This is a genomic window from Rhodoferax sp. TH121 (genome assembly GCF_002251855.1).
GTDB lineage: Bacteria > Pseudomonadota > Gammaproteobacteria > Burkholderiales > Burkholderiaceae_C > Allorhodoferax.
In genome coordinates, this window is the sequence record NZ_NOXW01000021.1 from 525,118 (window position 1) to 536,539 (window position 11,422).

Here is an 11,422-nt window from a genome sequence, read left to right on the forward strand (position 1 = left end):
ATGGAACATACCTTGCCCGCCCTGCCTTATGCGATCGACGCTTTGGCTCCTGCCTACTCCAAAGAAACCTTGGAGTTCCACCATGGCAAGCACCACAATGCCTACGTGGTGAACCTGAACAACCTGCAAAAAGGCACTGAGTTCGAGAGCATGACGCTCGAAGAAATTATCAAAAAATCCAGCGGCGGTATCTACAACAACTCTGCCCAGATCTGGAACCACACCTTTTTCTGGAACTGCATGAAGCCCAACGGTGGTGGTGAGCCCACCGGTGCGCTGGCTAGTGCCATCAACGCCAAGTGGGGCAGCTATGCCGCGTTCAAGGAGGCTTTTGTGAAGTCTGCTGTGGGCAATTTTGGTTCTGGCTGGACTTGGCTGGTCAAGAAACCCGATGGCTCGGTGGATATCGTGAACACCGGAGCTGCCGGTACCCCCCTGACCACGGCTGACAAGGCGCTGTTGACTGTAGACGTGTGGGAACACGCTTACTACATCGATTACCGCAACCTGCGCCCCAAGTTTGTCGAAACCTTTCTGGACAAATTGGTGAATTGGGACTTTGCTGCGCAGAATTTCGCCTGAGTCTTGCTTCGCAGATGCAAAAAAGGCCTACAGGGCAACCTGTTGGCCTTTTTTTCTTCGGGGCATGTCTTGGGCCCTAAAAAAATTTCATCGGAATGAAGTCAAATCCCGCATTGTGAGAATGCATTGCAAAAAACAGGGTTTGGGTCAGACCACTGAAAGCACAATCACGCAGTATCCGGTGGATAAAGCCTTGGGGTAGTGCAGACCCTTGGCGCCACCCCTATCTATTTTTTGGAGACAAGAGATGAGTACCCAGCAACCCACCATCATCTACACATTGACTGACGAGGCGCCCCGCTTGGCCACGGCGTCCTTCTTGCCGATCATCCGCACCTTCGCGGCGCCCGCAGGGATCAATGTGACCGAAAGTGATATCTCGGTGGCTGCCCGTGTATTGGGCGAGTTCCCTGAATGTCTGCCTGAAGCCCAGCGCGTCCCCAACACGTTGGCCGAGTTGGGCAAGAAGACCTTGCAGGCCGATGCCAACATCATCAAGCTGCCCAACATTAGCGCGTCCGTAGGCCAGTTGCAGGCCTGTATCAAGGAACTGCAGTCCAAGGGTTATGCTGTCCCGGACTACCCAGAAGCGCCCAAGACGGATGAAGAGAAGGCCATCCGGGCCCGTTATTCCAAATGCATCGGTTCCGCTGTGAACCCCGTGTTGCGCGAAGGTAACTCTGACCGCCGTGCGCCCAAGGCTGTCAAGGAATACGCTCGCAAGAACCCGCATAGCATGGCCGAGTGGAGCCAGGCCTCTCGTTCGCACGTGTCGCACATGCATGCTGGCGATTTCTACCACGGTGAAAAGTCCATGACCTTGGACCGTGCCCGCGATGTGAAGATGGAGCTGATTACCAAAAGCGGCCAAACCATCGTGCTCAAGCCCAAGGTGTCCTTGCTGGACCGTGAAGTGATCGACAGCATGTTCATGAGCAAGAAAGCCCTGCTGGAGTTTTACGAGAAAGAAATCGAAGACGCACGCAAGACCGGTGTGATGTTCTCACTGCACGTCAAGGCCACCATGATGAAGGTGTCTCACCCCATCGTGTTTGGCCACTGCGTCAAGATTTTCTATAAGGAAGCCTTTGAAAAACACGGCGCCTTGTTCAAGGAACTGGGCGTGAACGTCAACAACGGCATGGCCGACTTGTACGGCAAGATATCCAGCCTGCCGCAAAGCAAGCAAGACGAAATCAAGCGCGACCTGCACGCCTGCCACGAACATCGCCCCGAACTGGCCATGGTGGACTCGGCTAAGGGCATCACCAACTTCCACTCTCCCAACGACATCATCGTGGACGCCTCTATGCCCGCCATGATCCGCAACGGCGGCAAGATGTGGGACGCCAACGGCCGCCTGAAGGACGTGAAAGCCGTGATGCCTGAGTCGACCTTTGCCCGTATCTATCAGGAGATGATCAACTTCTGCAAATGGCACGGCAACTTCGACCCCAAGACCATGGGCACCGTACCCAATGTGGGCTTGATGGCCCAGCAGGCAGAAGAGTACGGCTCACACGATAAAACCTTCGAAATCTCGGAAGATGGCGTGGCCAACATCACCGACTTGGCCACCGGCGAAGTGCTGCTGAGTCAGAACGTGGAAGCTGGTGACATCTGGCGCATGTGCCAAGTCAAGGACGCAGCAATTCGTGACTGGGTCAAGCTGGCCGTCAACCGCGCGCGTAACTCGGGCATGCCCGTGGTGTTCTGGCTGGACTCGTACCGCCCCCACGAAGCGCAATTGATTACCAAGGTCAAGATGTACCTGCATGAGCACAACACCGTCGGTCTGGATATCCAGATCATGAGCCAGGTGCGTGCAATGCGTTATACGCTGGAGCGCGTGGTCCGTGGTCTGGACACGATCAGCGCCACCGGCAACATCTTGCGTGATTACCTGACCGATCTGTTCCCGATCATGGAGTTGGGCACCTCGGCCAAGATGCTGTCTATCGTTCCTTTGATGGCCGGCGGCGGCATGTACGAAACCGGCGCAGGTGGCTCGGCCCCCAAGCACGTGCAACAGCTGGTCGAAGAAAACCACCTGCGCTGGGATTCGCTGGGCGAATTCTTGGCTTTGGCGGTGTCTTTGGAAGACTTAGGCTTGAAAACTGGCAATGCCAAGGCCAAAGTCTTGGCCAAGACGCTGGATGCTGCGACTGGCAAGCTGCTGGACAATAACAAGAACCCCTCGCCAAAAACAGGCCAGCTCGATAACCGCGGTAGCCAGTTTTACTTGGCCCTGTATTGGGCGCAAGAATTGGTGGCACAAACCGAAGACGCTGCACTTGCAAAGCTGTTTGCCCCCTTGGCCAAGCAATTGACGGATAACGAGCAGACCATCGTGGCGGAGTTGGCAGCGGTGCAAGGTCAGCCAGCCGATATTGGCGGCTACTACCTGCCAGACACTAGCAAGCTGGATGCCGTGATGCGACCCAGCCAGACGCTGAACGCAGCTTTGAAGGTGGTCAAGGTCTGAGGTTGTATGCGGGCCTCTTGAGGTTCGCCGTTAGACATAAAAAGCCCCTGCAGACTTTCGCCTGCAGGGGCTTTTTTGGGGCGTCGCTTTTTCGAGAGCTAGTTGCGCTTGTCGAAAGGTACTCCACCCAACTTGCTGCCTACTTTGAAGCCGCGCTTGGCAAACCAGCCCTGGTTCATTTCTAGCACATAACGCACGGGTTTGCTGGCGCAATGGGAGTCGGTGGTTTGCGGCTTCATGTCCGCCAAGTTCACGATGGTGCCATCGTCAGCGACAAAGGCTGCAGTCAGCGGCAGCAAGGTATTCTTCATCCAGAAGCAAAGGCCGGAGGGTTGTTCGAAGACGAATAACATGCCTTCGTGTTGTGGCATCTCCTTGCGAAACATCAGTCCGATACTGCGCTGGTCTGGTGTTTGTGCCACTTGTGCGTCGATGCGATGCATTCCAGCACTGAGCTGCACACGCGGCAAATTCATTTGGGGCGCATCTTGTGCGAGTGCAGGCCCCGCGATTGTCAAGCAAAGCGTGAGGAGGTAGCTGCTGAGAGATTTCATGCGGTTTCATTCCGTTAGTTAGGCGAAAGCGATTTGAATTGTGCGTCATGCGCAGGGGCGGCTGCACAGACGTTTACAACTAAAATTCTCTCGTTTCAGCTTAGGCGTTGCACATGGTCGTGCAGCCTTGGGCATCCCATTGTTACCGTACCGAGCACGGAGTTCTGTTTCTATGTACCAGCACATCAAGGTGCCTGAGCAAGGCCAAAAAATCACCGTCAATGCTGACATGACATTGAATGTGCCGGACCAGCCCATCATTCCCTATATTGAAGGTGATGGAACGGGGATGGATATCACCCCGGTGATGCTCAAGGTGGTGGATGCCGCAGTAGCCAAGGCGTATGGTGGCCAGCGCAAGATTCAGTGGATGGAAGTGTATGCGGGTGAAAAGTCCACCAAGGTCTATGGCCCCGATGTCTGGCTGCCCCAGGAGACACTGGATGTGGTGCGTGAATATGTGGTTTCTATCAAGGGTCCCCTGACCACACCGGTAGGTGGTGGCATTCGTTCCCTGAATGTCGCGTTGCGGCAGGAACTTGATCTGTATGTGTGTTTGCGGCCTGTTCAGTACTTCAAAGGCGTCCCCAGTCCGCTGAAGGAGCCCGAGAAGACCAATATGGTGATCTTCCGTGAAAATTCAGAAGACATTTATGCGGGCATTGAATACGAAGCCGAGTCCGACAAGGCCAAGAAACTCATCAAGTTTTTGCAAGATGAATTTGGGGTCAATAAGATTCGATTTCCTGATACGTCTGGCATTGGGGTAAAACCTGTGTCGCGTGAAGGTACCGAACGGCTGGTGCGCAAGGCGATCCAGTACGCGATTGACAACGACAAACCCAATGTGACCATCGTGCACAAGGGCAATATCATGAAGTTCACCGAAGGCAGCTTCAGGGACTGGGCTTATGCCTTGGCCCAGAAGGAGTTTGGCGCTGAGCTGATTGATGGCGGACCCTGGTGCCGGTTCAAGAGCCCAAAGACTGGCAAGGACATCATCATCAAGGACAGTATTGCCGACGCATTTTTGCAGCAAATCCTGTTGCGCCCCGTGGAGTACAGCGTGGTGGCTACGCTGAATCTCAATGGGGATTACATCTCCGATGCGCTGGCGGCCCAAGTGGGCGGCATTGGCATTGCCCCTGGTGCCAATCTGTCCGACACTGTTGCCATGTTTGAAGCGACCCATGGGACCGCGCCCAAATACGCAGGCAAGGACTATGTGAACCCCGGGTCCGAAATTCTGTCTGCCGAGATGATGTTGCGTCATATGGGCTGGAAAGAGGCGGCCGACTTGATTATCCGTTCCATCGAAAAGTCCATTGCCAGCAAGAAGGTGACTTACGACTTTGCGCGCCTGATGGATGGTGCGAAGCAGGTCAGTTGTTCCGGCTTTGGGCAGGTCATGATTGACAATATGTAGGGTTACAGTGGCGTCCGTTTCGCCGCTGCTCCATTCGCTCCAACCGCTGATGCGCATATGCTCTCAGCGGTTTTTTTATGGATTGGCTTGAAACCTTGCCACTTGCCTCCAACTCAGAACAACATCGCCAGCGTGCACGGAAGTAAGCGCCCGATAAAATCCCTCGCATGGCTACGAAAAAACCTACCTCTCCCGTAATTTTGCCCCCCTCCATTGGTGAAGGAGATGGCTCCGTGGTGATGGAAAGGCTAACGCAGAAAGTGCAGCCACCGTCCATGTACCAGGTGGTGATGCTCAATGACGATTACACCCCCATGGAGTTTGTCGTAGTGGTGATCCAGGAGTTTTTTGGTAAAGATCTGGAGGCAGCAACTCAAATCATGCTCAAAATTCATCTGGACGGGCGTGGTGTGTGCGGTGTTTATTCCAAGGACATTGCCGCTACCAAGGTGGACCAGGTGATGGAGGCGGCGCACAAGGCTGGTCATCCCTTGCAGTGTGTGAGCGAACCGGTAGATTTGTAGGGTATTTGCGGCGTGAGCCTTTTGGGCGATGTAAAACGCATTACAGTCATTCAACATAGCAAGGCGAAAAGGAATTCACATGATTGCCCAAGAATTGGAAGTCAGCCTGCACATGGCGTTCGTGGAAGCGCGGCAGCAGCGACATGAGTTCATTACCGTGGAGCACTTGCTGCTGGCCTTGCTCGACAATCCGAGCGCTGCTGAAGTGCTGCGGGCATGCGCCGCAAACATCGATGATTTGCGCAAGTCCCTGAGTAACTTTATCAAGGACAACACCCCTCAAGTCGCTGGTAGTGATGAGGTTGACACTCAGCCAACCTTGGGTTTTCAGCGTGTAATCCAGCGAGCCATTATGCATGTGCAGAGCACTGGCAGTGGCAAGAAAGAAGTCACGGGCGCCAATGTGCTGGTCGCCATTTTTGGGGAGAAGGACTCTCATGCGGTGTACTACTTGCACCAGCAAGGTGTCACCCGCCTGGACGTAGTGAATTTCATCGCCCACGGTATCAAGAAGAGTGATCCCCCCGAAGCTGCCAAGTCCAGCGAAAACCCCGCAGAAGCGGAGGAGGGCGGTTCTGAGAAGAGCGAGAAGGCTTCCCCACTGGAGCAGTACACCCAAAACCTGAACCAGATGGCCAAGGATGGCAAGATTGATCCCCTGATTGGCCGAGAGTATGAGGTGGAGCGAGTCATCCAGATCCTGTGCCGCCGTCGCAAAAACAACCCCTTGCTGGTGGGTGAGGCCGGTGTGGGCAAGACTGCCATTGCGGAGGGCCTTGCCTGGCGTATCTCGCAAAACGACGTTCCCGAAATTCTGGCGGAGTCTGTTGTTTACTCGCTGGACATGGGCGCCCTGCTGGCCGGTACCAAGTACCGCGGTGATTTTGAGCAACGCCTCAAAGGCGTGCTGAAGTCACTGAAGGACAAACCCAATGCGGTGTTATTCATTGACGAGATTCATACGCTGATTGGCGCCGGGGCTGCGTCGGGTGGGACTTTGGATGCATCCAATCTGCTCAAGCCCAGCTTGAGTTCGGGTCAGCTCAAATGTATCGGTGCAACCACGTTCACCGAGTACCGTGGCATCTTTGAAAAAGACGCCGCCCTGTCTCGCCGCTTCCAGAAGGTGGATGTGGTGGAGCCCACCATCGACCAGACCGTGGAAATCCTCAAAGGACTAAAGTCCCGGTTTGAAGAGCACCACAACGTGAAGTACGCTCTCGCTGCTTTGCAAGCTGCAGCAGAGCTAAGTGCAAAATATATCAACGACCGCCATTTGCCTGACAAGGCGATTGACGTGATTGATGAAGCCGGTGCCGCCCAGCGCATCCTGTCGCCCAGCAAGCGCAAGAAAACGATCAGCAAGACTGAGGTAGAGGAAATCGTTGCGAAGATTGCGCGTATTCCCCCTGCCAATGTGTCCAACGACGACCGCAGCAAACTCAAGACGCTTGAGCGCGACTTGAAGAGTGTGGTTTTTGGCCAAGACAAGGCGCTGGACATCCTGGCCTCTGCGGTCAAGATGGCGCGCTCAGGGCTGGGCAAGGGAGACAAGCCGATTGGTTCCTTCCTGTTCAGTGGCCCCACGGGGGTGGGCAAAACTGAGGCTGCCAAGCAGCTGGCTTACATCATGGGCATTGATCTGATTCGCTTCGATATGAGTGAATACATGGAGCGCCATGCGGTTAGCCGCCTTATTGGTGCGCCTCCGGGCTACGTGGGCTTCGACCAAGGCGGTTTGTTGACCGAGGCGGTGACCAAGAAACCACATGCAGTGCTGTTGCTGGACGAAATTGAAAAAGCCCATCCAGACATCTTTAATGTGCTGCTGCAAGTCATGGACCACGGTTCCTTGACTGACAACAATGGCCGCAAGGCGGACTTCCGCAATGTCATCATCATCATGACGACCAATGCGGGTGCCGAGACCATGAACAAGGCCACCATCGGCTTCACCAATCCGCGTGAGTCAGGTGATGAAATGGTGGACATCAAGCGTCTGTTCACTCCTGAGTTCCGTAACCGCCTAGACGCCATCGTGGGCTTCAAGGCATTGGACGAGGTGGTGATCCTACGCGTCGTTGACAAATTCTTGCTGCAATTAGAAACGCAGTTGGCTGAGAAAAAAGTGGATGTCACCTTTACCGACAAGCTGCGCAAGCACTTGGCGAAGAAGGGGTTCGATCCGCTCATGGGCGCACGCCCGATGCAGCGGCTGATCCAAGACACCATCCGTCGTGCATTGGCAGATGAACTCTTGTTCGGCCGTCTGGTTGACGGAGGCCGTCTCACGGTTGATCTCGATGACACAGTGGCGGACAAGACCGAAGTGATTCTGGACATTCAACCATTGCCGAAAAAAGAGGGCAAGTCCAAGCCAGAAGAGGCAACCGCAGGCTGAGTGCGGTCTCGGTAATAAAAAGGGGCGCACGATGCGCCCCTTTTTTTATTCGAAATCGCAAATCAGTTGCTGTTGAACTGTGCGCGTATGGTTTCTACTCGCTGGCGATTCACGCCAAAATCCTTGCGCCCAATTCGGCTGGCGGAGCGCACATGGATCGTCTGCTTGGATAAGTCCAGCCAAAATTCGACGTCATCCGTGAATCGAAGCAAGCGAGTGGTGCTTTGGGCATAGATATAAGTGTCTGTCTGCGACACGATTACCGTACCCGGCTGGGCTTGCACCACACTCAAAAGCCGAGCCATGGCAGCTTTGCTGTCGCCTTGGTAGGCCAGTGGAGGAATGGCTGCGTAGTTGTTTTGTGGGTGGTCTGGGTACAGGTTGGCTTGGCTACTGACGCTATTGGGCGTTCGGGCGGGCGGTTTCAAGCGTCCTTCTTTGACACCCAAGTCAGTGGGGGCTGTCCCCTTGAGCATGCCAAGTTGGCCAACCAAGAGCAGTACCGCAGCAATCACCAACAGCAGCAAAGATACAAACCATATGACTTTCACGGTGACACTCCTTCAAGCTAAGGCATTGGGGGTTGCCTGCTCACGGCATCCAAACACGCAACCCCTGAAGCTTACTTGAAGCCCACGCGGTCCAACATTTGCTGAACTTTGACCTGGTTCATACCTACCACGCTGATAGGAATGGTTTCACTCTTGAATGAGCCGCCACCCATGGCTTGAAGTGCCGGATTGCTCGATTTCACACCTTTTGCGGTGGGCCATTCGTTGTTGCCGTTGGCGAAGTGTTCTTGGGCCGAGGGGCTGGCCAGATACTCCAGAAACTTGACGGCATTAGCCACATTTTTGGAATTCTTGGCCACTGCGCCGCCAGCAATGTTCATGTGGGTGCCCCACGAAGATTGGTTGGGGAACACGACACCCACACGCTCCACCACTGCCTTGTCGGCAGGCGCTTCTGAGCGCATCAGGCGTGCCAGGTAATAGGAGTTGGTGACCGCAATTCCACACTCGCCACTCGCGACAGCCTTGATTTGGTCGGTGTCTCCGCCTTTGGGCGCACGAGCCATGTTGTCGACCATGCCTTTGAGCCATTGCTCCGCGGCGGCATCCCCCAAATGTTCGGTCACCGAGCCAAACAGGGAAAGGTTGTAGGGATGGGAGCCGGAGCGAATGCACAACTTGCCCTTGTTTTTGGGGTCTCCCAACTCCTCGTAGGTGTCCACATCGTCTTTTTTGACCTTGACCTTGTCGTAGACAATCACACGGGCGCGTGTAGAGAAGCCATACCAGGGGGTGCCACCGTCACTGGCTGCTTTGCCACGCAATTGGGCGGGGATGGCTTCTTCCAGTAGCTTGGACTTGACGGGCTGAAACAGGCCATCGACCTCACCGCGCCATAGGCGGCTGGCATCGACCAGCAAGATAATGTCTGCTGGTGATGCCGTGCCTTCTGCCTTCAGGCGCGCCAGAATGCCTGCATCGTCTGCATCCACCCGGTTCAGCTTGATCCCGGTAGCTTTTGTGAAGTTGGTGTACAGCGCCTCATCGGTCGGGTAATGGCGAGCAGAGTAAATGTTCAGCGTTTGCTCCTGTGCCATGGCACCGGTTGCACTGAGGGCCATCAATGTGGCAAGAGTCATACGTGAGATTTTCATCGTGTGCAGTAGCGAGTTGTTGGAAACAGAATAGTAATGTAAACGAGAATAATTCTTGATTTGATAAGGTTAATTGATGCAAAGCAATGGATGGTTGGGTCGAAGCTGGGCAATGTGTGGTGTTGCCAGTTTGGTGTTGGTATTGGTTGGGTGCGCCACTGCACCTGTGGGGGAGCCTCGTGTTGTGGATGTCGTTCCTGCAGTACCCGTGGTGCCACCTATGGTGGTCAAACCACCGCCGAAGATTGGCTTGGCACTGGGTGGGGGGGCCGCGCGTGGATTTGCGCATGTCGGTGTGATTCAGGTCTTGGAGGAAAACGGTATCCGGCCGACACTGGTCACGGGCACTTCGGCGGGCAGTTTGGTGGCCGCCATTTATGCCAGTGGCAAGACCGGCGTGCAACTTCAGCGGGTAGCCGAAAACATGGAAGAGGCTGCGATTGCGGACTGGACTTTGCCCATCTTCAGCCGCGGCATGCTGCGGGGTGAGGCGTTGGCGCGTTACGTCAATACCCAGGTGGGGGCTCGCCGCATCGAAGACATGCCATTGCCTCTGGGCATCATTGCGACCGACTTGAATACGGGCAAAGATGTGATTTTCCAACGGGGCGATACCGGCACCGCAGTGCGCGCCTCCAGTGCTGTACCAGCCGTGTTCCAGCCCGTCAAGATCTCGGGGCGTGAATATGTAGATGGTGGACTGGTCTCGCCAGTACCAGTTGGCGCTGCGCGCAAGATGGGTGCAGACTTTGTAATCGCGGTTGATATTTCCAGCCCACCCGAAGGGAGTCTGACAGGTGGAACGCTGGAAATCCTGCTGCAGACCTTCTCCATCATGGGTAAAAGCATTAACACTTTTGAGTTGCGTGATGCCGATGTGGTGGTGCGTCCGGCCTTGCAGGGTATCGCCAGTTCGGATTTCAGCGCCCGCAAGCGCTCCATTGAAGCGGGTCGCCAAGCCATGTTGCGGGTGATTCCAGAGTTGAAGGCTGCCTTGGCGGAACGCATGCGCTAAGGCAGGGGGATGCCAAAAAAAAGGCCTCGTTTTGCAACGAGGCCTTGAAGGGATCCCTGAACCTGAAGGTTTCGAAAGGACCCGAGGAGACAACCGATGGAAACAAACCTTGTTTCCGATGACTAAATTATCTCAGGGTTTTCCCTTGGTCGCTAGGGAAAAGGCTCAAATAGTTAAAAAAACTTAGAGCCTGTACCTGAATTAACGCTTTTTGGCAGCAGCCTTGGTGGCGTTGGTCGCAGTAGCGGCCACAGCGTTGAAGTTGGCTTCGGCCACGTCGGTCGCTTGCTTCACAGCCTTTTGCACGGATTCCAGCGCGTTGTTAGCGGCAGCGACCGAGCTCTTTAGGATGGCCACAGCGGCTTCGGAGCCAGCGGGAGCGTTCTTGGCTGCGCTGTCGACCAGTCCGGCAAATTTCTTCTGGGCGTCAGCGGCTTGGCCTTCCACGGTCTTGGTCAGCTCGGCGCTGGCGCCGGAAGCGATGTCGTACAGGTGGCGGCTGTAAGCTGCGGTCTTTTCAGCCAAGGGCTGCAGCAGACTGGATTGCAGGGCCAGCAATTCTTGGGCGTCTTTCACGCTCAGGATGGATTGGGTGTGGCCAGCAACTTCGGACAGGGCTGCCTTGGAAGCAGTCAGGTTCAGTTCGACGATCTTTTCCACGCCTTCGAAAGCCTTGTTGGTCAGGCCAAACAGGGTTTCGATGTTGGCTTTGTGGGAAGCGATTACTTGTTCAACGGTCAGCATGTTCATTCTCCAGTAGTTAAGGTGA

10 protein-coding genes are annotated in these 11,422 nt (G+C 55.1%); 6 read left to right on the forward strand and 4 right to left on the reverse strand.

All coding sequences use genetic code 11. The features are described 5' to 3' along the window. Entirely contained in the window at positions 1-582 is a 582-nt protein-coding gene (locus tag CHU94_RS12545; protein ID WP_094480335.1) for a superoxide dismutase, read from the forward strand. A gap of 247 nt (positions 583-829) precedes the next feature. Beyond that, entirely contained in the window at positions 830-3,067 is a 2,238-nt protein-coding gene (locus CHU94_RS12550; RefSeq protein ID WP_094480337.1) for an NADP-dependent isocitrate dehydrogenase, read from the forward strand. Positions 3,068-3,165: 98 nt separating this feature from the next. Here the strand turns inward: CHU94_RS12550 and CHU94_RS12555 are convergent, their stop codons facing one another. Further along, positions 3,166-3,621 carry a DUF192 domain-containing protein gene (locus CHU94_RS12555; RefSeq protein ID WP_094480339.1) on the reverse strand — a complete coding sequence of 152 codons (456 nt, stop codon included), beginning with the start codon at positions 3,619-3,621 and terminating at the stop codon, positions 3,166-3,168. 172 nt (positions 3,622-3,793) lie between these two features. Here CHU94_RS12555 and icd point away from each other — a divergent pair, with 172 nt between their 5' ends. The 3 genes from icd (at position 3,794) to clpA (ending at position 7,972) form a co-directional block, all read left to right on the forward strand. Beyond that, the gene (icd, locus tag CHU94_RS12560) at positions 3,794-5,047 is read left to right on the forward strand and encodes an NADP-dependent isocitrate dehydrogenase (RefSeq protein WP_094480341.1); all 1,254 of its coding nucleotides are present in this window, start codon (positions 3,794-3,796) and stop codon (positions 5,045-5,047) included. A 167-nt stretch (positions 5,048-5,214) separates the two neighbouring features. Continuing rightward, on the forward strand, positions 5,215-5,571 hold the full coding sequence (gene clpS / locus CHU94_RS12565; protein ID WP_094480343.1) for an ATP-dependent Clp protease adapter ClpS: 357 nt from the start codon (positions 5,215-5,217) through the stop codon (positions 5,569-5,571). Between the two features lie 79 nt (positions 5,572-5,650). Beyond that, the gene (gene clpA, locus CHU94_RS12570) at positions 5,651-7,972 is read left to right on the forward strand and encodes an ATP-dependent Clp protease ATP-binding subunit ClpA (protein ID WP_094480345.1); all 2,322 of its coding nucleotides are present in this window, start codon (positions 5,651-5,653) and stop codon (positions 7,970-7,972) included. Positions 7,973-8,034: 62 nt separating this feature from the next. Here the strand turns inward: clpA and CHU94_RS12575 are convergent, their stop codons facing one another. Continuing rightward, positions 8,035-8,523 carry a DUF1499 domain-containing protein gene (locus CHU94_RS12575; protein WP_255033936.1) on the reverse strand — a complete coding sequence of 163 codons (489 nt, stop codon included), beginning with the start codon at positions 8,521-8,523 and terminating at the stop codon, positions 8,035-8,037. A gap of 71 nt (positions 8,524-8,594) precedes the next feature. Next, a complete protein-coding gene (locus tag CHU94_RS12580; RefSeq protein ID WP_255033937.1) occupies positions 8,595-9,623 on the reverse strand; it encodes an extracellular solute-binding protein in 1,029 nt (342 codons plus the stop codon). 235 nt (positions 9,624-9,858) lie between these two features. Between CHU94_RS12580 and CHU94_RS12585 the strand changes: the two genes are divergently transcribed. After that, positions 9,859-10,653: a patatin-like phospholipase family protein gene (locus CHU94_RS12585; RefSeq protein WP_255033974.1), complete on the forward strand. Its 795-nt coding sequence runs from the start codon at positions 9,859-9,861 to the stop codon at positions 10,651-10,653. A 201-nt stretch (positions 10,654-10,854) separates the two neighbouring features. Here the strand turns inward: CHU94_RS12585 and CHU94_RS12590 are convergent, their stop codons facing one another. After that, the gene (locus CHU94_RS12590) at positions 10,855-11,397 is read right to left on the reverse strand and encodes a phasin family protein (protein WP_094481056.1); all 543 of its coding nucleotides are present in this window, start codon (positions 11,395-11,397) and stop codon (positions 10,855-10,857) included. Positions 11,398-11,422: the final 25 nt, after the last annotated feature.

Coding starts and splice junctions, on each gene's coding strand:
- clpA (WP_094480345.1), top strand. CDS start 5,651: ATGATTGCCCAAGAATTGGAAGTCAGCCTGCACATGGCGTTCGTGGAA.
- CHU94_RS12555 (WP_094480339.1), bottom strand. CDS start 3,621: ATGAAATCTCTCAGCAGCTACCTCCTCACGCTTTGCTTGACAATCGCG.
- CHU94_RS12590 (WP_094481056.1), bottom strand. CDS start 11,397: ATGCTGACCGTTGAACAAGTAATCGCTTCCCACAAAGCCAACATCGAA.
- CHU94_RS12550 (WP_094480337.1), top strand. CDS start 830: ATGAGTACCCAGCAACCCACCATCATCTACACATTGACTGACGAGGCG.
- CHU94_RS12545 (WP_094480335.1), top strand. CDS start 1: ATGGAACATACCTTGCCCGCCCTGCCTTATGCGATCGACGCTTTGGCT.
- CHU94_RS12585 (WP_255033974.1), top strand. CDS start 9,859: ATGGTGGTCAAACCACCGCCGAAGATTGGCTTGGCACTGGGTGGGGGG.
- CHU94_RS12580 (WP_255033937.1), bottom strand. CDS start 9,623: ATGACTCTTGCCACATTGATGGCCCTCAGTGCAACCGGTGCCATGGCA.
- clpS (WP_094480343.1), top strand. CDS start 5,215: ATGGCTACGAAAAAACCTACCTCTCCCGTAATTTTGCCCCCCTCCATT.
- icd (WP_094480341.1), top strand. CDS start 3,794: ATGTACCAGCACATCAAGGTGCCTGAGCAAGGCCAAAAAATCACCGTC.